The following is a 22,496-nucleotide window of genomic DNA, read 5'->3' as shown; positions in this document are numbered from 1 at the left end:
AATCCCCCCTATAAAAACAAAGAACCCCAGCAGAACTGGGGTCTTTGCGGCATTTACCAATATGAATCAAGTTTGAAACTTGTATTCAAAGTCTTTATATCTTCTGTGGTAGCGGACACTGAGCGGAGCCGAAGTGTCGTTCTATGTATGCTTTATCGAAGTGTCACTTCGAGACCTTCGGTCGCAATTTCATTCAGATTATATTCTGAATTTCATTGTGTTCAGTGACCAATTGTCAGTAACCAGTATTTAACCAGTAACCAATATCCTAATCTGAATCAATAATCTGCGTTTTGAGGATCGAAGTTTGTCCAACCTGCTGTCCAGTCAGTAGTGCTAAATGCACCTACATAAGTGTTGGCTTCAAATCCTGCTGGAAGTGTTACTCCTGAGTTCAACAAAATTGAAGCTGAAATAGGCAACAAAGCTGGTTTTCCTGTCAATGAGTTGTAACCTGTTGGTAAGCCCAAAGCTGAAGTTTCCAAAGCAAATTGGTTCTTTCTTGCGGCGTCGTTTAATTTAGCTGCATCTCCCAAAATCAAACCTTTAGTACCCATACCAGCAAATATCAAACCTCTAAAGTCGTTTTTGCCATCTACGAAGTTTTTCTGAGTAGCAGCATCGCCAAGCTCAAGTCCGCCTCTTGGAAAAGCACCCGCTACCAGTGAGTTGTAGATAGAGATTGCAGAGTTTCTTCTGATTCTGTAGCCTGAACGAAACTTAGCGTCTGGCGTTCCATCGCCCATTATAACCGATACGTTAGCAAACATAGCGGAAGTTTGAGGTGTTGCGGCTGAGCCAGAAGCGTCGTTGTCAGACTCAAAGCCGTTAGAGTCTGAGCAAGAACATTGGTCAGCAACTTTTGGATCTCTGAAAATCAAACCATATTGAACTTTACCAGCATATCCCCAGTCTGTATCAAAGTCGTCATCCAAGTTTTTGTAAGATATCAAGTGCTTGGCGTTTACGTTTCCTCCAAACCACTCAAAACCGTCGTCTCCGTTCATAGAAACTTGTACGTAGTCAATCACAGTGCCGCTACCAACACCACCAAGGGTAAGTCCGTTGATTTCTTTGTCGGTTTCGAAGGCAATACCACCAAACTCAAGTCTTACATATTTCAATATTCCTGAGTTATCAGCTTCTACATCACCACCGAAAGTTGAGATGTTTTCACCTTCAATAGTGGCTGGAGTTTTGTTAACTTTTCCTTTTCCAAGTATAATTAATCCACCCCAGTCTCCGTAGTTTCTTGATCCTTTCGCCTGATTTGAAGTAAATACAATTGGCTTACTAGCAGTTCCTTCTGCAATGATTTTGCCACCTGGTTTTATGATCAAAGTAGCTTTAGTTGCTTTGTCGCCTTTGATAATTGTACCTGGATCGATGGTCAAAGTAGCACCTGATTCTACATAAACAAAGCCCTCAAGGATGTATTTGTTTTTGGCATTCCAAACAGTGTTGGCAGTCATCGAGCCTTTTACTGTAATGTTTTCTCCAACTGGAATCACGGTTGTGTCGTCGGTGTCGTCAGTTCTTTCGCATGAGCTTATTGCAAGCCCCAATACCATTGCTGAGAGTAATAAAGTTTTAAAATTCACCTTCATGATTTTCTTTGGTTTTGAAAAAATATAAAATAATTAAAGTTTATAATTTAAAGTCAAGAAGTAATTAGAACCTCTTTTGTACTGTTGGAAAATGCCGTCTGTTTCTGTTATTTTATTATCTCTATTGGTATCTTGAATAAGTCTAAACGCTTGGTTCAAAAGGTCTTGTACGCCTGCTTTGATTTCTATGTTTTTGAAAGATTTCGAAAGGTTCAGGTCGATAACGTTTCTAGGCATTTCGAATACATTAGAACTCAACACATTGTCGCCGATAACATAGATTCTTTGTCCAATCACGTTATACATTATGTTGGCTTGTACGCCACTTTTAGGCTCGCTATAGAATAATCCGGCGTTGATCAAATATGGAGACTGTCCTTGTAAGTATCTATTTACGTCAGATAGTCCACCAACTGTTACGTTTGAATAAATCAATGAGGTATTGAATACTCCCATCAAGTTTTTGGTGATGTTTTTGCGTACTTCTAATTCAACACCTTGAGAATAAGCAGATTCTGAGTTTGCTACTGTAAAGGCCACTGTACTACCATTATAGAATACTGCTGCTTCAATTGGGTTTTTGAATTTTTTGTAAAATGCACCAATCGTAATCAGCTCACCTGAGCTTGGATAGAATTCATAACGAATATCGAAGTTTTGGATAGTAGCAATTTTGATATCTTTGTTTCCTCTACGAGCCACGTCAAACACGAAGTCATAGTAAGTAAATGGTGCCAATTCTCTAAATTCAGGACGGTTTACAGTGGTTCCATATCCAAATCTCAAGACGTTTTTATCATTAAAATTATAAGTAGCATTTACCGAAGGTAAGAAACTGAAAATCGGGTTGTTTACATCTACTTTTGCACCACCGCCACGCTCACGGCTTTGTAGCATTTGTTTGTTGTACTCTTCTCTGATGCCAAATGTTGCGTTAAACTTCTTGTTAAAAGGTAGATAAATACTTGCAAAACCAGCAGTTAATAAGTTTTGAGCAGTATACCTGTCGTCAAAATTAGTTCCTTCTGAGTAATATACTCTTGATGATCTCAGGTTCTCATTACTAAAGAAGTTGTTTGGTTCTAGCGAAAGAAGCTCATTGGTTACACGGTTAGGGTTCACCACGCCAAACCATCTGGCTTTGAAATATCTGTCTTTGTATTCGCTATAAATTCCAGTTTTAAGCATTTTATTCATAGCCTCGTTGTCGCTTTTCTTGCCCAAAACCACATCGTAATTTACTGAACCAGTGATAACATACTCATCCATGTTTGAGTAAAAACGAGCGGCTTGTTGTAAGGTAGGAGATTCAAACTGTTGAAGGTCCATTTTGTATCCACCTGTAGAGCCAATTTCTCTTGACGACGTAAATCTTCTGAAATCTGGCTCTTTTCTAATGGTATAACCCAAGGCACCTATCCATTTCAATTTAGCCTTTTCTGAAAGTTCGTGCGTTCCATTCAATTGACTAGAGAAAATACTTTTTTGCTCATATCTGAACGACTGATTGAAGATTTCTAGATTATTCTCTAAAAGATTTCCATTACGGGTAACGGTCTCTTTAGAAGCCATTTGGTTGAATAGATTCCTGAATTCTATCTTATTTTTTGGATTAAGAATCAATGCCCAGTTGGTCATAGCACCTAACCTTACGTTGTTGGCATACGATTGGTCAAAGAACTCACTCGCTTTAGATTCGTCAAACAAAAATCTGTTCTGAACTACACTTTGGTTGGTGTTTGTGTTCGAATAGTTGATGTACGAAATGTTAGTCAATTCTTTGTTTCCAAAGAAAAATCTTCTACTGAAATTGATATTTGCTCTGAAGTCAGGATTGATGGTTTTTGTAGTGGCACTATAATATGGATTCAAGTCTCTAAAGTTTTGAATCATTTGCTCATTCGACGCAAAGTTTATAACGTTTTTGGTGCTTGGAAATCCGCTAGGGAGACTTCTGTAAGCTGCACCGAATCCAAGGGCGTCAAGATTGCTTCCTGTATAATCTGTAGTGGTTTGTCCAGTTGCATTTGAGCGATATCCTACTGTGAAACCAGCAGAAATGTTGTTGCCGTCTGGAACAGTTTTGGTGTAAATTTTTATAGCTCCACCCGCAATATCTCCTGGCAATTCTGCCGATGGAGATTTATAAACCATCATTCTGTCGATAGCAGCACTTGGAATTAAGTCAAATGAGAAAGATTTTACATCAACCTCCGTAGATGGCGTGATGATGTCGTTCAAAAGAACTGTATTGTATCTTTCGTTCAATCCTCTGATTACTATGAATCTATCGTCAAAAATAGAAACACCAGGTACACGTCTTACCACTTGTGAAGCGTCTCTGTCTTGTGTTTTAACGATTTGCTGAGAAGAAACACCCACCGCAATGTTTTGAATTTGCTTGATTTCTGATATTACTGAAACCTCTGTCCCTGTCATTCTTTGGGCTTTTATCACAACGCCTTCCAGCATTTTGCTGTCGTCTTCCAAAACCGCATTTATCAATGTCGTTTTGTCTGATTCAATTCTTACGTTGTCAATTTCTCTAGGTGCAAAACCGATGCTGGTGATGACGATTTTGTAGTTTCCTGCGGCCAATTTCGAGAAAATGAAGTTTCCTTCAATGTCTGTCATGGCTGCGAAGGTGGTGTTGGCGATTTTTACAGTAGCTCCTATAGCTCCTTCGTTGGTAGTTTTCTCTTTTACATTTCCTTTAAGTATGCCTGATTGTGCAAAAAGTGTGGCAGAAACAAATAGTAATAATGTAGTAATTTTAAACTTGCTCATTGGTATTTTAAATTTCTAATTGCTTGGTAATATTGATTACGGCACAAAAGTAGAATCCCAATGTTAAGAGAATATTACGCCAATATTAAGTTTGGATTTTGTTGGTTTTTTCTCACCGCTAGGTCGCAAAGACGATATGAATTTGGATTGTTATTTGGGTTTTTGAAATAAATTGGATATTCTAACCAGGTATTTTTTACTTCAAAATCATTCCCTACTCAACCAATTCTCCTTTGCGACTTCCGGCCTTATTGGTTGATAATTATCAAGAAATACTCCTACACGTCTTGCGGTTTTGGCGGTTGAATATGTTTTTTCAAGAAAATAATGTATTTTTCGCTACCCTCTAAACCTTAAAAACCATGACGAAGAATTTATTATTACTTTTCTTCATTTTATCAGCTCTAAATTCTCAGGCTCAAAAGCACTTTCAAACCATTTATGGGCAAGTTTTAGATAAGCAAACCAAAACTCCGTTACCTGGTGCTACAATAATAGTCGAAAACTCAAAACCTCAACTAGTGGCTTCCTCCGACGAAAACGGAAATTTTGTTTTAAACCAAGTGCCTATTGGCCGTCAAATATTGGTAGTGACTTATATTGGATATTTACCCCAAAAGTCTGACGCTATAATACTTACTTCAGCTAAAAGTATGAATGTTAAGATAGAATTGACCTCAGGAAGTATCAACGCAGAGGAGGTGGTAATCAGTGCCAATAAAAATGCATTCGAACCGCTTAACGAGCTTTCTGTGGTGAGTACTCGGTCATTCACGGCAGAAGAAACTGAGCGTATGCCAGCTGGTGTAAATGACCCTGGGCGAGTGGCACTTTCGTATCCAGGTGTGCAGCGTGGGCCAGATGATACTGAAAACCAGATAGTTGTTCGTGGAAATTCACCAATTGGTATTTTGTGGAGGTTGGAAGGTGTAGATATGCCCAATCCCAACCATTTTGCAGTGGTAGGCTCGTCGGGTGGGGGAGTTTCTATTTTTTCGGCTCAGCTTTTGGCCAAGTCTGATTTTTCGACGGGTGGATTTGCAGCAGAATATGGTAATGCCCTTTCTGGTGCTTTTGATGTGCAGTTTCGGCATGGAAATATGCAAAAACGGGAACATAGAGCCAAAATCGGTATTCTAGGCTTAGATTTCGCCACTGAGGGACCAATTAGAAACGGCAGTTCTTCTTATTTGGTAAATTACCGTTATTCTACTTTGGGACTTTTGGGCAAAATGGGTTTTTATTTGGTCGGAGAGCGTGTGACCAACGATTTTCAGGATTTATCATTTAATCTGGTTTTTAAGAAGAAAAAATCTGTTTCAACCATTTTCGGAATTGGCGGCTTGAGTGAAGAGAATTACTTTCCCGTGGAAAATGCTCAAGATAGGAACCCAAATCGTGCGAGCGAATGGGAAGACAGAGTGAAACCGTCCAACATGGGGGCTTTGGGTTATACTTATACCTATATGCCTGATAGCAAGACTTATGTGAAAGCCGTGGTGGCCTTAGTTGGTAGCGACCAAATCCGCAACAGCGATACGCTAGATCTTCAAAATGTGCGATTTAGATATAATTCAGAACGATATCTTGATAAACGTTTGGTCGCCTCGGTGGCTTATTCGAAGAGAATTTCGGAGAAGTTTTGGGTAAAAACGGGCGTAATTGCCAATCAGATTTTTTATGATTTTTTCAAAGAAACCAAAGCTCGACTCAACCAGCAAGACATCAATCAAAGACAAGTAAATGTGTCTGTAAAAGGTGATGGAAGCAGTCAAATGCTGCAACAATATGTACAGACTACCTACAAGATTTCTCCGAAACTATCGCTGAATGCAGGTATGCATTTTCTTGAATTTCTGACTAACAAAACTGGTTCAGTGGAGCCAAGGATTTCGATGTTGTATGCACCGAATTCATCTAGTAAACTTAGTTTTGCTTATGGTCGTCATGGTCGAATATTACCAATGATGACCTATTTTTTCACCGATTCTACCGGTAAAAATATCAACTTGAACTTAAAACCTATCAAATCCGATCATTTCATTGCGGCATTTCACCATTACACCCAAAACCGCATGCGGTTGAGTATGGAGGCGTATTACCAAAGTATGTTTAATGTGCCTATAAGTGCAGATGTTACTTCCAACTATTGGTTGCTCAATTACAGTGCTGATTTTCCGGAATTTCAGGTGAAAAGCCAAGGTCTCGGAAGAAATAAAGGCATAGATTTGGCCATAGAAAAGCAGTTTTCTAACTCTTACTTTTTCCTGGCTACTTTTTCGGTTTTGGACTCAAAATTCAAGGCCAATGATGGACTTTGGCACAACAGTCGATTCAATACCCGCTTTTCGTCAAGCTATACTTTCGGGAAAGAATTTCCTTTCAAAAACGGTAATATCCTACAAATTGGCGGCCGGTATTTGTTTAGTGGAGGTTTCAGATACACGCCTTTTGATCCCGTAAAGTCTAAAGAAAAGGGTTTTTACGTGGCAGACCAAGCGAGAGAAAACGAAGGCCAAGTGGCACCTTTTCAAAGACTCGACACCAGAATTGCTTACAGGTTTAATGGCAAAAAAACGTCTGGAAACATCAGTTTGGATTTTCAAAACGCCACCAACAGACTGAACGCCACCAATGTGGCCTATGATTCAGTCAAAAATACGACCTACTTGGAGTACCGTGGAAGTGGATTTATACCAGTGCTGACTTTTCAGTTTGATTTTTAATCTTTTTGGTTTGGAACACGGATTGGATGGATTTGACACGGATTATATTAGTTTAAAGTAATTTTTAAAAAATCCGTCCGTGTCGCCGGTGATGTCTAATTTGTTAAATCTGTGTTCTATAATACGGGGAGCAAAACGTCAAAATTAAAAAATCCGTGTCAAATTCGTGAAATCCGTGTTCCATTAAGTAAATTTCGATATTCAATCACCTTAAAAAATGAATATATTAGAAACAATTGTCTCCGAATTGAGGGGATTCCTTGGTATCAATGAGGCCTTAAAAATCATCCAATCAGGCGACTACAGTGCTTTTCTTACATTTGATGGCATCAAGTCGGCCATTTATCCGCTTATTCCTTTTCTACTAATCTTTGAGTTTATTGCTGGTTTGATTTATAAAAATCCGCATACCAAGGTTTACAAAGTCAACTTTTTGCTTTATATCCTCAACAGGTTCATTTCTAGATTTATATCTATTGGAGTTATTGGCTTTGTGTTGGCTAATTTTCAGAAGTACGCCTTGTTTCAGACAACATTCACTTGGTATTGGCTCATTTATGGCTATGTTGTTTGGGAATTTTCACACTTTATTTACCATTATTTAGGGCATAAAGTCAGGTTGTTTTGGTGTTTACATTCCACCCATCACGCACCCGAAAATATGAATCTTTCTGTTACTTATGCTCATTTTTTCTTAGAAGGGCCGTATGCCGATGCCATTAGAGGTACGATCTGTATTTTGGCGGGGATTCATCCCGAGCTCTTGTTTTTCATTATGTTTATAGATGGTACTTGGGGTGCGTTTATTCATGTGGGAGAAAATTTTGTAAAAGACGGAAGATTGGGTTTGCATAAAATTCCTTTTTTTGGCAAATATATACTTTCACCTACGGATCATAGGGTACATCATGCACGAAATCCACTTTACATGGACACCAACTATTGCAATCTGCTCAATATTTGGGACAGGGTTTTCGGGACCTACCAACCTATTCATGATGAGGTGAAAATAGAATATGGAATAACCCGTAAGATGGATTCAGGAAACTTATTGGACGTATATTTTGGCGAAATTTGGGCTTTATTGAAGGACATTTCCAAGGCACCAAACCTAAAAACTGTTTTCTTGTACCTCATTATGCCTCCTGGTTGGTCACCTACTGGTGAGCATCAGACGGCTGAAGTTGTTAAAAGGCAGTACTTTGAATCGAAATCTGATTTTGCTAAAAATCTAAAATCTGAGACCGCCGCCCATTCGAATCAATCGTAAGCTGAACGCCGTAAAGTATCAGTTATTAATCGAGTCAATCTAAAATCGAATTAATCGTAAATCACTTCAATCGTAAATCAACTTACCATCTCACCTGTCCTTCACCTCTGCAAATCCATTTCTCGGTCACGAGTTTTTCTAGAGCAAATGGTCCGCGGGCGTGTAGTTTTTGGGTAGAAATACCGATTTCAGCTCCTAAACCAAACTCCCCACCATCCGTAAATCTGGTAGAGGCATTGTGGTATACAGAAGCAGCATCTACTTCTTGTAGGAATGTTTCGGCCAATACAGCATCTTCAGTAATTATGGCTTCCGAATGTTTGGATGAAAACTGGTTGATATGGTCTAGAGCCTCGTCAAAACTATTTACAGTTTTTATAGAAATTTTAAAATCTAGCCATTCCTTGCCAAAGTCTTCTTCCTGGGCATGTTGAAGATTTTTGAAGCCGTTTTTTTCAAAAATAGAATATGATTTTTCATCAGCAAAGACCTCGATATTGTATTTCTCAAAGCCTGATTTAAGCATAGGAATCAATTCTTCTAATACATTTTCATCCAAAATAGCACAATCTAGCGAGTTACAGACAGAGGGACGCGAGGCTCGAGCATTGATGATAATATCTGCGGCCATATCGAGATTTGCCGTTTTTTCAACATAGGTATGGCAAACCCCCGCACCGGTTTCGATGGTCGGAATCTTGGAATTGCTCCTCACAAAATCAATGAGCGACTGAGAACCGCGTGGGATGATTAAATCCACATATTTATCAGCTTCCAGCATCTGGGTCAAAAACTTTCTATCGGTAGGCAAAAGCATAACTACATCGGTAGAAATGTTATTTTCTGACAAAGCCTGATGAATCAGACTCACCAAAAATTGATTGGAAAAATTCGCTTCTTTGCCACCTTTCAATACACAAGCATTGCCAGACATGATACACAAAGATGCCACGTCGATGGTCACATTTGGACGAGATTCAAAAATAGCACCTACCACACCCATCGGCACAGCTATCTTTTGCATTTTAATGCCATTATCCAAAGTTCGCTCCAGCAGAATTTGACCACTGGGGTCATTCAAACTAGCCACTTGTCTTAAGGCATCACTCAGGCCTTTTATACGATTTTCATTGAGCAAAAGTCTGTCATACTTGGCATCTTTGGGGTCCATTAGGTCCAAATCCTTTTTGTTTTCGGCAATAATTTGTGCCGAATTTTCCAAAAGAATCTCAGCCAAATCTGTCAAGATTTTAGCTTTCTGGCTTTTATTCAGTCGTCTTACTTGCGAAGCTGCCTTGTGTGTATTTTTTAAAAGATGCTCAATGCTTTCCATTTCAAACGTATATTTTCAAAGGCAAAGTTCGGTATTTTTTTTGGAAAAGTAATCAGCTAAGGTATTAGGAAAGCCTAACCTAAGAATTAATACAGCACTAATTGCTTGCAGTTATCCTTCAAGTTAGATAGAAATGTTAGAAAGTTATACCTAGCAAAAATAGTGTGTCAATAGATTTTGCTAGAACTTTTGATTCTATAAATGTCCTATTTCTAAAACTTAAATAACTGGAAAGTAATAAGTTATCTTGCCCTCACCCATTTTTCAACAAACTGACCCCACTCGGTCTTAGGGTGTTCCTTGCCTTCAGGGTCAACAATTCGTGTGTGGCCAATCATATGGAGGGTATCTCCTTTAAGTGTCCATTCTTGATCTGCCGTCCAGCCGAACCACTCAGGCTTTGATCCATATTTATAGGTCTCCGTATACACTTGGCCGTTTATACTGAATGGCCCAGCATAGGCACTGTTAAATGTTCCATCATTTTTCAGAATAATGACAGAGAAATACCCTTGATGGTACGATTTGAATTGATGGTTTTGAAAGTTTAGTTTTCGGCCATTTTTTTCTACCAAAAGCCAGTTGCCGTCTAATGGAGACTTCTTTTGTGTGTAGGTCAGATTCAAGCCAGCAATTGAAAATAGGATAGTTAAAATAATTTTCATTTAAGTAATAGTTTTTTTAGTTGCAACCGCCTATTTCGGCTTTGAATACTACACCGGCCTCTGCCTTAAACCCTGGATTACCAAGAGAACCAGGGTCGAGTGTAACACTTTTGTTTGAGCGGTAAACCACATTGGCATTACCTGTTATTTTATTATTTGCCAATATAGTTTCATTGGTTTTTTTGAGGGTTGTTCCAGAGCTGTAGTCATCTATTGGGCTTTGAAGAACCACAGGGGTTCCACAGTCATTTATTACAACCAAAACGGGTTTAATATCAGCACATCCAGTAGTTGTCAGTGCTTTTATATAATAGGTACCAGATATATTAATGGCACTAGGCGGTGGGTTAGTAAGTGTTACATTTCCAGCGGCATCGCTGTGATAGCTTAGTGTTGCACCATTTAGCGTACTTCCAGCCGTTAAGGTAGATAATGTAATGTCGACCGTATTCGGTGGTGAAACTGCAGCTGGATTTGTTATAATCAAGTTGGGTTTCGGATTTACCGTAATACTGATACTATTCGAATTTCCACTTGTTAGACCATTATTACAAGTTGCAGTCAGAGTTAAGCTAGCATTGAAAATTACATTGTTTCGCGTGGCACCTATGCCCCCATCGCTCCAGTTGACTGTGTTTGAGCAACCCGTGGCGGTGAGGTTTACGCTTGTTCCAGCACAAACTGCGGTAGCACTCGAGGAAATAACTGGGGGATCGGGAGGATTTATTGAATTACAGTCTCCAGTTAAACTTGATCCTGAAGACCACCCAGTACAAGGTGGCGACATTCCAATATCCGCAGTATTGGTGAAATATGTTCCAGAAGCAAATGGACAAAAATTACATAAACTCTGGCTGGCATTGAATCTGAATTGCCAACGTAAGTTCGTTGCGTTCCATTCAATATACATAATGCCACTACAATTACAACCATTTGCATTGTACCCAATGCTTCTGGAATATGAATTTTTCCCATTTACGACGCTACCTTTTGTGTAAAGTCCATTAGGATTTAAAAAAGTTGGTGGTGGGTTTTCAAATCCCGAGGCAGTTATACTTTGCCCCCAGCCAATTTTGGCCAATACAATCCCAAAAAAAAGCAGTAACTTTTTCATAATTTACTTATTTACAATACTTTATATTTTTTTACTTCACCCCCTGCTCACCCACATAAACAATTTTCCATTCGCCACCTATACGCTCCAAAATGCGGGTTTCGCGGATGGTTTGGGCTACCGTGCCGTTGGCGATGGCTTTTTGGGTGTAGGTAGCCCAGGCCATGTCTTTGTTGATTCTGATTTCGAAGTCCTCACGCTCTATTTTGATGTCTTTTTTTTTTACTAGGTTCTTGGCGGCTTCATTGAGTTTGTTTAATGTTTCAGCTTTGGCATAAGGCTGGCCAATCCAAGCTACAATCTGCTGGCTCTGGAATTCATCAGATGGTTTTCTTGACCAATAATCTGTTATTTTTTCTGGGTGCCCATCTAGGTAAGATTGAGTTTCGGCTTCTATCACTTTTTTGATGGCTACTTCGTCATCCGTTTTTATTGTTGGCATAGGTGTAACTACCGAGCCTACCAACTTCCATTCCGTATTGATTTTTTCGAGATAGCGGTGGCAGTTTTGTTTGGTGGTGTTGCCTTTTTCGTTGGTAAATGCTTCCTCATGCTTTACAAAAGCGGTATTGCCTTTGATGGTTATTGATTTGTAGCTGGCCTCAATTTTTGATTTATCTGGCGTTGGATTGGCTTTCATAAAATAGGTGTAGGTGTTTTTGATTTGCTCAAATCCCGTAAGGTTGGCGTTCAGTGATGTCAACACATAACTGGCATTAGGCACATTTGCCCAATATGAAAGCGATTTTTCAAGGTCACGGTCGTAAGAAGCTTGAGTTTGGCCTTCAATTACTTTTTTAATGGCAGCTTCTTCGCTATTTATATCTACAGGTGCCATAGAATGAACGGCAGATTGCAAAAGCCATTTGCCATTTTGATTCACCAACGTGGCTGTAAGAACCTCATCATCAATTCTTTTTTGGCCTGTTGGTTTTATTATCACGGTATGTTTCATTTGACTTGTAACTACTGCACCTGCACCATTTTGCTGGACCTTAATATTGCTATAATCTCTTGAAATCTCCTCCAAAACATCGTAGATTTTGAGACTTGCTACTTTGTCGCGTACTATTCCGTCAGTGCCCGTATACACAAAATTTGGCGTAGTTTCATTTTGCATAAAGGCAACAGGGTTTTTCAAATAGCGAGCATTCATTGCCTTGAAATCGGCTTCAGTAAAAGATTTCTGGGCTAGGATGATATGCGGTAACATTACCACAAAAAGGGTTATTGTTTTTTTCATTTTCATTAATGTTATTTTATTAATTCACTAAATCATTTCGCCTCAGTACTATGCATAGAGGCTATTTTCCATTCACCATTCGTTTTTTCTAAATAAGATGCCCTATGAACGGTTACTTTCTTGTTGTTTGAAGTGACTTCCGAAATCCAAGTTGCCCATGCCGCATTGCCATTTACCCGAATTATGTAATCGTGAAAATCGGTTGCAGAGTTATCAATTTCTGGATGATCTTTGAGGAAATTTTTATAAGTAGTTATAAGTTTCTCGCCTCTTACGTAGCCCAGACCTGCGGCTGTGTAATAATGAGATATATATGGTGCATTTAACCAATAAGCGAGTGCTTTGCTTTCGTTACTCTGTTTAAATGCAGCGGTTTCGCCTAAGAGGACACTTTTTATGGCAGTTTCGTCTTCCGTTTTGGGAGCAATAAAATTGGTATGTTGTGCTGCTGCCATCATCCAATTGTTATTTTGATAAACAAAGGTATAAGTGAACACACCCAAGTAGTCATTCACTAATTTTCTGTCAGCTTTCTGAAGAAACCTTTGATGGATTTTACCAGTTATGATAGCAGTATTGCCTATTTGCTGTATTTTTTCTTCAGAGGTTTCGTGTTTGTCTTGGATCATATAATTGTAGACAGAGAGCAATTCGGTTTTATTATAAGACTTTCCGTTTCCATTAGTAAAAACAAAACCTTCGGTGGCGTATTTCTGGAATGTTTCAGCTGGTTTTTTCTCTATGTCACCATTGAGCTGATGAACTTGTTCTAATGTTAGTTTGGGAGCTGTTTTTTGGGCGTATAGACCAATAAAAGCCACAAAAAAGAGGAGAGTAATGATTAATTTTTTCATGAGTTTTTTTATTTTAAGAGAATGTTAAACCGTTTTTTCGAAATTTTAAAATAGACCAACAACGTCACTAAACCTACCACAAGCCTAAAAATGGCATCTGCCCAAAAGAAGTTATTACCAGGTACGTCTTGGATGAATATGTCATAACAGCCTTTAAATGTGCTAGCTATGTTTACCAAAGCAGAAACCAATAATACATTCTTGATATTTTTGGTTTGGGTGTCGTTTCTGAATAAAAAGGTTAGCAGTGCCAAACAGAAATTAGAAATGCCGAGGTATTGAAAAATGGCAACATGAAATTGATCGACCGGCACGACGCCGTACATTTTCAAAGTTTCTGAGGAATTAAAAAGCATCAGTATACCAGTAATTCCCCCATAAATTGCCAAAAAGAGTAAATAGTTAGAGGTTTTCATATAAGTTTTGTTTTAAGGTTTCATTTTTGAGTTACTAGCAGCGACCGCATCTGCATTCTTCTTCTGCGACTCACTTTCAGGAAAGAAGCATCTTGAAGTTTGACCTCATCGTAATTGGGTCTGATGAAATAGTGCGAAACGGCCGAACGGTTGACCACCGTACGACGATTAATTCTTACAAAGTCCTCCTTAGGCAACCGGCTTTCAATGGTGCCCATGGTGGTAGAAACCACCGCTTTTGTGCCATCCTGAAAGAAAATGGTCGTATAGTTGATGTCTGCTTCGAGGAGTTTAATTTTTTCTGGCCGAACGTGCATTCTGCCACCGATGTGTATTTGTAGATTTTCCATCTTTCAATTAGTTTTTTGGGTATTAGTCGTGTGGCGATTAGAAACACCAACACGATTCAACGATTTTTTTTTAAGAAAATTCGATAGCCAAAATTCCTTCTTAATTGAATGGTAGTAAACCCCTAATCTTAGGGGAAAATTGCGAGAGCAATTTGCGACAGCAATATTGTATGGGAGAGCAATTTGCGACAGCAATATTGTATGCGATAGCATTTTACTAGAGCAATTTTGGAATTCGAAAATGCTAAAGGAACACAGATGACACAGATGTGACACGGATGAGACGGCTCCGGCGGTCCAGACGGATTTAAATATCTTATTCCGCTAATCAATAAGAGCACAGATAATAGCATCGGCTGCCGCACTGATAAGACGTGATTTTTACTGATTTCTATTAAATAAAAATCAATACTTTCCATTAGAGGAAATAAATATGGAAATCTTGAGGAAATATAAAGTACTGATTAACAACAGATTATTTTATCCGTGTCTCATCCATCAAATCCGTGTTCCAATATATTCACAACAGCTTATTTTTCAAGGCCTTAGATACGGCTTCGGGGGCGGAGTTCACATGTAATTTGGTGTAGATATTTTTGATGTGGTCGTTTACGGTATGAAAGGTTACGGACAACTTATCGGCTATCATTTTGTAGCTGAGTCCGTCTACGAGACACCGGAGTACCTCTTTTTCTTTGGGAGTCAGCGATATGTATTCTTCTTTGTTGGTTTTGAACTGATTCTGAAAAATAAACAAGACTTTACGAGCAATATTCGGTGACATCGGCGAGCCACCTCGGGTCATTTCTCTGATGGCCTCCAGCATTTTTTCGGGTGAAGTACCTTTGAGCATATAGCCCGACGCACCACCACAAATGGCCGCAAAAACCTTGTCGTCGTCTTCAAAGATGGTCTGCATCATCACCAAAATCTCCGGAAACTCCCTCTTGATTTCGGTCACGGCCTCTATGCCGTTTACATCCGGCATATTGATGTCCATCAACACTACGTCGGGCTTGGTTTTTCTTATTTTGTTCAGCACTCCTCGAGCATCACGAAAAGCTCCGGCCATCAGCATGTCGGCCTGACTTTCTACCATCAATCTGATACCTTCGTTGATGAGGGCATTGTCTTCAAAAATTGCGACTCTTATCATTCCAAAATAATTTGCATAAAATTCCAAAAGTCTGGCTGCCAGAAAAACCCCTAATTTTAGGGGAGAAAAATCGAAACTTCGAGAGTGGTGCCGACATTCACTTCACTTTTTATTTCAAAAGCTCCATTCAGATTCTCTATACGTTTTCTCAAACTTCCCAGTCCGTGGCCCTCAAAGTTTTCATTTAGGTCAAAGCCTACGCCATCGTCTGATATTTTCATCCAAAACTTCCTGTTTTCCATTTTTATGTTGACGGTAGCCGTTTTGGCTTTGGCATGTTTCAGAACATTGTTGATGGCTTCTTTGAAAAACAAAAAAAGGTTACGCTGAACCTCTATACCCAACTCTTGTTGCTCAATACCTTCAATCTCAAAGTTTAGTGCAACGCTCTTAGTGGCAAGCATTTCGTTGGCGTAGTATTTGAGCCTTTCAAAAAAATCTTTTGCAAAATCATTATTGGGATTAATGGTCCACACCACACCACGCATGGTTTCCACGCTTTCTTTCGACGAGTCTATCACTTTGCTGAGCAGGGGCAAAATATCTGCTGGTTCGGCTCTGTTAATGATTTTCTGCCGAATCAACTCCCCAAAAAAACCGATACTGGTCAGTGTAGCACCCACGTCGTCGTGGAGGTCGGCGGCTATATTGTTGCGTACTTTTTGGAGTTTGGCTTGTTGCCGAAATTTATAAAGAAGAAAGAAGTAGATAATCATACCCAAAATCATGGCACCGAAGAATAGCATGGAAAAAAGGAAGAACCATGTTAGATAAAAAGGCTTTTCAATTTCCAATGAACATGTCCTAATTATTTTATTGGTGTAATTGTTTCTGATTAAAAGTTTATATTCTTTACCCACTAGTTGATTGTAGTTGCAATAATTATTCGAGTCTAGTTTAATCCATGAAGTTTCTTGAGGATATAGTTGATATGAAAAATCACCTCTTGTCTTAATGAAAAAGTGTAGAGATTTTTCTTTGGCAGTTAAGATAATTGTGGTATCCGAATTTACTCTTTTATTGTTGACGACAAGTTCCAAATCCTGACCGTGCAAGTCAGAAGAAATTAATATGAAAAAAATAAATATATACTTCACTTATTTCTGTTTTAGATTTGTGTAGCTAACAGCAAAAAACAAATAGAAAAAACTGTAAATAATTGGGAGGTAAAAATTTGCCAAATATCTGAACAAATCAACTGAATAATTAAAAAAAGAATTCGCAAAAGAATAAAAAATAAAATTGACAACACCTAAACCTAAAATTCCGTTTGCTGCCCAAAACATCGGTTCATTTCGCAATGAATCTCCCGAATAATACCGATATAAGTTAATCATGTAAGTAAAACTTAACCAAATAGAATACCCGGCTTCAATAATTCTAAGTATACTAAATGAAATAAAATCATTTCCGTTAAAAATTATTAGAATGGGTAAAATCAATGGTGATAAGTACAAAAATCCTCTTGAATAATTAGCGTTTTTTTTTGTAGAAATTTTTTCAAAAATTTTATATTTTAGGTAAAAACTAAAATAAACTAAGAAATAAGTTAGGAAGTAATTATTATTTAATCCGAACCAGCTTTTAACTGGTAAATATGCTTCTAAAAATCCAATGAGGAAACTTCCAATTAATAAAAATAACAAATGGTTAAGTTCTTCCAAAAGTACATTTTTCTTAAAGTATGCAATACAAATCGGAATTAATAGGATATAATTATAGATCGTTGGTAGCAAGGTTTCAAGATTCATAAATTTGGGTTAGATATCTAACCCAAATTTATAAGATTATTTCAATTATCGTTATTCACAAGGTCTGTAAATCGGACAGGTACTACAGCAAGACGAAAATAAATCGTTCATTTTCTTGTAAGGATTATCAAGGATACTTTCAGATTCTTTTTCTTTTTTAGGTTTGATTTGAACTACTTTTTGATTCTTTTTTTGAGCCGCAGCCACTTTTTGACCCTTTTTACCAGTCCGAGCAGCTTCACCATTTGAATTTTTAATTTTGCCGTTGTAATTTCCAAATGCTACACCACTCAATAAAATAATTGATAAAACTAATGTTTTCATTGTTTTGAAAAATTTAAAATGATTAGAAAAAATATTTATGTGAACGCATTCAGAAGATTTAGTGCTTGGCTAAATATGCATTCATGGTTTTTGTATCCTAAAAGGGAAGAAAAAACGCACAGAATTATCTGGAAAATTACTCTGTGCGTTGATTAGATTAGAAGAATCTAACTATTTCATTAGAATTAGAAGAATCACCTTGAGGGTTAAATGGTTCAAGACAAACATTTGCATAAACCTCATCTTGGAAACTAATCTTTACTCCAAAAAAACCAAAGTCATCATCTTCATCTAATTTTTCTCTATGAACATTTTTAGAAAAACTTCGATTAAGTACTCCTGGCTGTGCTTTAACAAAAAGGGACTTTAGTCTAAATAAATGTTGATCAGGACCTACGTCATTGCCTCGAATAGTAACAGATTCCTTAAAAACAGACCCTGCTAGCTCTTCAGCACTATTGAAGCGGATTTGATAACTTACGGTAACTTTTTTTTGCTTGGGTTGACCAGGAACTTGGGATATGTCAAGCTTAACATTACTAATATTTGCCATTATTTTAAATTTATTTGATTTACTGACTACTCTATTTATGGCTTTTCGTCATTCGCCTTTTTTTATTTGAATGCATTCAGTAGGTTTAGTCGTAGCTTGAGAAAAAACACCAACAGAAAATTTGTTTTTTTTCAAAAGTTTTTTTAAAATTGTATAACCCAAACCTGTAAATCGCTGAAAATGAATTTCTTCCAACGCAAATTTTCGGAGCAAGATATTGTAGAGGGAATCCGTTTGGGCGGCACAAAACGGCAGGGATTTGAGAACAAACTGTATGAAAACTACAGGTATCTGATAAAAGATGCCACCTACAAACACAAACTGAGCGAGGAAGATGCATCGATGGCTTACTCAGATACCATCTTGACGGTCATCGAGCACATCGGTTCTGGGAGGTTTGAGCAGCGTTCCAGTCTAAAAACTTACGTTTATCTGATTTTTTACAACAAATGTGTTGATGCTCTAAGAAAAATTTCGACTAATAACAAGATGAGCCAGTCCTTAGACACGGTGCTGGAACCCCTCCGAGACCCGCAACGGTCAGTAATACTGGAGATCATCAGAAAACAAGACCATGAAAAACTAAGCCGACTATTAAAGACCTTGGGAGATCGCTGTCAGGAATTGCTCAGCCGTTGGGCGGAGGGATTTACGGATAAGGAGTCGGCCATTGAATACGGATACAGCTCGGCTGCGGTGGCACAAACCACACGGCTGCGTTGTCTCGACAAACTAAAGGAGATGTATGGAAAATGACACAAAACTGATAGACGATTATCTGGGCGGAATGCTCTCGGCCGAGGAAATGGCGGTGGTGGAGCAGCGAATAATGGCAGATACCGCCTTTGCGGAGTCTGTGGCATTTCACGCCCAAGCTAAGTCTATTTTGAGAGACGAAATATTGCTAGACAAACACAAACAGTGGACCTCTCAGCCAAAAGCCAAGGTGCCTATGTTTACCATTTTGTCTGCGGGCATAGCGGCTGTGTTGCTATTGGTGGCAGGTTGGTGGTTTTTTGCCAAAAACTCAGAGCCAAACCTAGAAACACTGGCCCAAAACTACATCGACCAAAACCTGAGCACATTGCCGGTAAAGATGGACGCCAAAGAAGACAGCTTGGAGCTGGGTAAGCAGTATTACAACGAAGGCGAATACACCAAAGCCTTGGAAGTTTTCGAAAAGCTAAATGACCCCAAAGCACTAGAGTTTGCAGGCCTATCGGCCCTAAAAGGCAAAAAATACCCCGAAGCCATCCAGTTTTTCGAGAAATTATCCCAAAATACGGAGCTTCTAGAAAACAAAGGCAAGTTCTATTTAGCCCTAACATATTTGCAGCAAGGCCAAAAACAAAAGGCAGAAGTTTTGCTAGAAGAAATCAAAAAAGAGGGTCTTTTTGGGGCTGATTTGCTGGATTTTGAAAAATAGAGGTACCGTTTAATGGAAAATGGTTGGAGGGGGTGGCAAGTATTGTTTAGTTGTCACTAAAATAATTTTACAAAAAGTGAAAGTAAGCCAATGAATTTATTTGTATTGTGTTCTCCTATGATTAGTTCATATTCCCCAGTTCCAGAATATTCGTTAATCGGATTAATAGTTCTATTCATTTTAATTTATGCAGTATATTTTTTCTTAAATAATGAGAGGATAATTTATCTAATTGTCGCGGTAATTTTAGTGTTTTTACTTGGGGCATTATTCTATTGGAATAGTTTATGTGAAAATCAAATTGAAGGTCAACGAAACATGGTAATTGTATATGAAGAAAACTTGGAAAACTTGCCCGCTATAGAAAGTAGCTTGAGACGAAATGGGTATGAAAAAATAGATTCTTGTAAATCAAACCCGGGATTACAACTATGGAGTGCAGGTCGGGGGGTGTTTCAGGATATACAATCTGGAGATGGATTAGCAGATGGCTCGAATCCAAGAGCCCGAGGGGCAAATGGTGACGAGTTGGGGGTAGATATAGCTTTAAATTTAGAAATTAAAATTCCTGAAAATAATTTGGAAAGTAATTCGGAACTGATATCCGAACTTAAAAATTTCCCTAAAGGTTTTTCTCTAAATACTCGTCAAATTGGATCTCATAGTGATGATGTCAATGATAATGAATATATTATTGCTGTAACTGACACCCAAATAGATACTTCTTTTAATTATGTAAACTTATGGGAAAATAACTCTGAAAATTTTGAGAATTTTGGGAAAAATGGTTGGAATTTTGTTAAAGAAAACGATTCTATTTTTTCAAAATTACCTCTGCACGCCACTTTTGTTACATATTTATTAGAAAGAGAATTGAAAACCACTTCTCATAAATTTTTGCCGTTAATAACACTTGATGAAAATAAACGAGGTTTCTTGTTTGATGCACTTTGTGCTTTTGAAGAGGTTTTAGCTTATAATCAAATGCAAAATTCTAAAAAAATTCGAGTAATTAATGCAAGTTGGGGTTACTATGGAAAGAGAAATTGGGCATTAGAAAAAGGATTAACAAGATTAAAAAATGGTAAAGTATTATTGGTAGCAGCAGCTGGAAATTCTGATTCAGAATGTGATAGATGCGAAAAATTAGATGCGAAAAATTTAAGAAACGTTTCAATGCGTGAGAAAATGTTTTACCCTGCGGCCTATAGCCCGATTTTCGAAAACGTAATTTCTGTAACGACATTTAATATTAACGGCGATATTTTTCAAGCAGCAAATCAAAATTATTCTGATGAATTTATAGATATTGGAGTTCAAAGTGATAATTATCGAACAGGGGATTATTTGTTTCACTTTCCATTTATTCTGACTAATACTAATGAAAACACCTCAAAGATATTTGAAAGAAAAATTGCGAGCTGGGGTTCATCATTTTCAACGCCAATAGTTACTGCTCACATTTTTTCAAAAAACTTAGCTCAAACTCCTGTAGTGGAAAGTCTCGATTATCAATTGGATGGAAAAGATAAACTACTTGATAATGGATACGGGACCTATCGGGAAGATTTGAATTACAAGATTGAATCAACTTGGCGTGCAACAAACCTTTCAAAAAATGGGAAAGTTTTGTTGAAAAAGTATTAAATATACATTTCCAAGAAAATAGAGCAAAATAGTTTGTATCCTGATGAATAAATTTCTCTTGTCTTTTAGCCTATTTTTTTTCTCACAAAAATTATTTTCTCAAAGTCTTAAATTTGAACAAGTTACTAATGAAATAGAGAAGTCCTCTAATTTAGCTGATAAAGAATCTATTGAGTTTCTTGAGAAAATAAAACAAGATTGGAACAAGTGTAAGTATCCAAAAGATTCTAACCTTGCTAAAATAAACCATTTTATTGGAAGGAGGTATAGGTTTCTCGGATTAGATAATAAAAATGATAAATTTTTAGTTAAAGCAATCGCATATACATTGGAGGCCGTAGCAATTAATTCACAGAATAAAAAATATATAAGTGAACAAAATCTCGCTAATAGTTATTTGAATCTTGGGCTTTTGTTTTACGAATCTGAAAACCAAAATTTAAAGGAAAGTAAAAAATACTTGGAAAAAGCTTTAGCATTAAGTAAAAAATTTATTTCTAAAATAGACATTAGTTTTCAAGCTTCGGATTTACTTTCGAGAATTTCAATTTCTGAAGGTGATTATAGCAGATCAATCAAATATTCTCAAATTTCAAAAAAAATAGCTGAGGATCTTAAAAATACTGAATATTTACTTGCTTCGATAACTAAATTATCTGAGAGTTACCAAAAATTAGGGGACTTAAAGAATGCAAAAGGCGTTTTGTGGTCTGCTTTATCATTATCGAGTTCCCCGAAAACAAAGAATGAGAATCATTTTTACGGAGAAGTATATTCAAATTTAGCTATTTTAGAAAGTTCGGAACAGGATTTTTTAGAAATGTCAAAATATTTTAAAAAATCATACTTCTTTTTTTACAAAGCTGAATCAAATTATGGGATGGCAATGGTTAAAAATAATTGGGCTTATATTCTATGGCAAAATGGTTTTGATTCTCAAGCATTACATCTTTATAAAGAAAGCTTAGAAATTGTAGAAAATATAAATTTAAAAGTTAGAATACATGATAATATTAGTGTTCTGTATTCAAAAATTGGCAATTATTCAAATGCGATTTATCATTTAACGGAAGCATTTAAATTATATAATATCAATTATAATAATCAAATTGTAAGTAAGTATACACCAGTTTTTTTAAAAGTTGAAAATAAAGGCTATTTGCTTGATTTATTTGTTAATTTTTCTAAAATTTTAAAACAAGATTTTAAAAAGAACAATGAAACTAGGTTTCTTCAAAATGGAATTAACTCTTTATTTAATGCAGATCATTTAG

The 22,496-nt window shown here is 37.4% G+C and carries 19 protein-coding genes; 5 read left to right on the top strand and 14 right to left on the bottom strand.

Features of this window, described 5'->3' with window-relative positions:
• Positions 1 to 278 precede the first annotated feature (278 nt).
• Complete coding sequence (locus EGI31_RS24125; protein ID WP_255039762.1) at positions 279 to 1,607, bottom strand: beta-helix domain-containing protein; 1,329 nt, start codon at positions 1,605 to 1,607, stop codon at positions 279 to 281.
• 33 nt (positions 1,608 to 1,640) lie between these two features.
• Positions 1,641 to 4,394, bottom strand: coding sequence for a TonB-dependent receptor (locus tag EGI31_RS24120; protein WP_255039761.1), 2,754 nt, complete (start codon positions 4,392 to 4,394; stop codon positions 1,641 to 1,643).
• Between the two features lie 362 nt (positions 4,395 to 4,756).
• Here EGI31_RS24120 and EGI31_RS24115 point away from each other — a divergent pair, with 362 nt between their 5' ends.
• The gene (locus EGI31_RS24115) at positions 4,757 to 7,120 is read left to right on the top strand and encodes a TonB-dependent receptor (protein WP_255039760.1); all 2,364 of its coding nucleotides are present in this window, start codon (positions 4,757 to 4,759) and stop codon (positions 7,118 to 7,120) included.
• 217 nt (positions 7,121 to 7,337) lie between these two features.
• The gene (locus EGI31_RS24110; RefSeq protein ID WP_255039759.1) at positions 7,338 to 8,390 is read left to right on the top strand and encodes a sterol desaturase family protein; all 1,053 of its coding nucleotides are present in this window, start codon (positions 7,338 to 7,340) and stop codon (positions 8,388 to 8,390) included.
• 82 nt (positions 8,391 to 8,472) lie between these two features.
• Here the strand turns inward: EGI31_RS24110 and EGI31_RS24105 are convergent, their stop codons facing one another.
• The 12 genes from EGI31_RS24105 to EGI31_RS24050 all read right to left on the bottom strand — a co-directional run bounded on the left by EGI31_RS24105 (position 8,473) and on the right by EGI31_RS24050 (position 18,149).
• Positions 8,473 to 9,723, bottom strand: a complete 1,251-nt coding sequence (locus tag EGI31_RS24105) for a glutamate-5-semialdehyde dehydrogenase (protein ID WP_255039758.1) — start codon at positions 9,721 to 9,723, stop codon at positions 8,473 to 8,475.
• Between the two features lie 242 nt (positions 9,724 to 9,965).
• Positions 9,966 to 10,388, bottom strand: a complete 423-nt coding sequence (locus EGI31_RS24100; RefSeq protein ID WP_255039757.1) for a hypothetical protein — start codon at positions 10,386 to 10,388, stop codon at positions 9,966 to 9,968.
• Between the two features lie 16 nt (positions 10,389 to 10,404).
• Positions 10,405 to 11,502 carry a 3-coathanger stack domain-containing protein gene (locus EGI31_RS24095; RefSeq protein WP_255039756.1) on the bottom strand — a complete coding sequence of 366 codons (1,098 nt, stop codon included), beginning with the start codon at positions 11,500 to 11,502 and terminating at the stop codon, positions 10,405 to 10,407.
• A gap of 31 nt (positions 11,503 to 11,533) precedes the next feature.
• The gene (locus EGI31_RS24090; RefSeq protein ID WP_255039755.1) at positions 11,534 to 12,745 is read right to left on the bottom strand and encodes a nuclear transport factor 2 family protein; all 1,212 of its coding nucleotides are present in this window, start codon (positions 12,743 to 12,745) and stop codon (positions 11,534 to 11,536) included.
• Positions 12,746 to 12,777: 32 nt separating this feature from the next.
• Entirely contained in the window at positions 12,778 to 13,599 is an 822-nt protein-coding gene (locus EGI31_RS24085; protein ID WP_255039754.1) for a nuclear transport factor 2 family protein, read from the bottom strand.
• Between the two features lie 8 nt (positions 13,600 to 13,607).
• Positions 13,608 to 14,015 (bottom strand): hypothetical protein, encoded by a 408-nt coding sequence (locus tag EGI31_RS24080; RefSeq protein WP_255039753.1) that lies wholly within the window; start codon positions 14,013 to 14,015, stop codon positions 13,608 to 13,610.
• Between the two features lie 20 nt (positions 14,016 to 14,035).
• The gene (locus tag EGI31_RS24075) at positions 14,036 to 14,365 is read right to left on the bottom strand and encodes a LytTR family DNA-binding domain-containing protein (protein WP_255039752.1); all 330 of its coding nucleotides are present in this window, start codon (positions 14,363 to 14,365) and stop codon (positions 14,036 to 14,038) included.
• Positions 14,366 to 14,885: 520 nt separating this feature from the next.
• Positions 14,886 to 15,521, bottom strand: coding sequence for a response regulator transcription factor (locus EGI31_RS24070; protein ID WP_255039751.1), 636 nt, complete (start codon positions 15,519 to 15,521; stop codon positions 14,886 to 14,888).
• A gap of 56 nt (positions 15,522 to 15,577) precedes the next feature.
• Positions 15,578 to 16,618, bottom strand: coding sequence for a sensor histidine kinase (locus EGI31_RS25375; protein WP_255039750.1), 1,041 nt, complete (start codon positions 16,616 to 16,618; stop codon positions 15,578 to 15,580).
• Positions 16,619 to 17,185, bottom strand: a complete 567-nt coding sequence (locus EGI31_RS24060; protein ID WP_255039749.1) for a hypothetical protein — start codon at positions 17,183 to 17,185, stop codon at positions 16,619 to 16,621.
• Between the two features lie 138 nt (positions 17,186 to 17,323).
• Positions 17,324 to 17,596: a hypothetical protein gene (locus tag EGI31_RS24055; protein WP_255039748.1), complete on the bottom strand. Its 273-nt coding sequence runs from the start codon at positions 17,594 to 17,596 to the stop codon at positions 17,324 to 17,326.
• Between the two features lie 157 nt (positions 17,597 to 17,753).
• Entirely contained in the window at positions 17,754 to 18,149 is a 396-nt protein-coding gene (locus tag EGI31_RS24050; RefSeq protein WP_255039747.1) for a hypothetical protein, read from the bottom strand.
• Positions 18,150 to 18,329: 180 nt separating this feature from the next.
• Here EGI31_RS24050 and EGI31_RS24045 point away from each other — a divergent pair, with 180 nt between their 5' ends.
• The 3 genes from EGI31_RS24045 to EGI31_RS24035 all read left to right on the top strand — a co-directional run bounded on the left by EGI31_RS24045 (position 18,330) and on the right by EGI31_RS24035 (position 21,222).
• Complete coding sequence (locus tag EGI31_RS24045) at positions 18,330 to 18,905, top strand: RNA polymerase sigma factor (protein WP_255039746.1); 576 nt, start codon at positions 18,330 to 18,332, stop codon at positions 18,903 to 18,905.
• Positions 18,895 to 19,575, top strand: coding sequence for a CDC27 family protein (locus EGI31_RS24040; protein WP_255039745.1), 681 nt, complete (start codon positions 18,895 to 18,897; stop codon positions 19,573 to 19,575). Before EGI31_RS24045 ends, EGI31_RS24040 begins: the two co-directional genes overlap by 11 nt.
• A 90-nt stretch (positions 19,576 to 19,665) precedes the next feature.
• The gene (locus EGI31_RS24035; protein ID WP_255039744.1) at positions 19,666 to 21,222 is read left to right on the top strand and encodes a S8 family serine peptidase; all 1,557 of its coding nucleotides are present in this window, start codon (positions 19,666 to 19,668) and stop codon (positions 21,220 to 21,222) included.
• Positions 21,223 to 22,496 lie beyond the last annotated feature (1,274 nt).

Source organism: Lacihabitans soyangensis, from assembly GCF_024343775.1.
Lineage (GTDB): Bacteria > Bacteroidota > Bacteroidia > Cytophagales > Spirosomataceae > Leadbetterella > Leadbetterella soyangensis.
The sequence above is the reverse complement of the archived record's forward strand: the minus strand, read 5'-3'. Positions and strand labels throughout refer to the sequence as shown.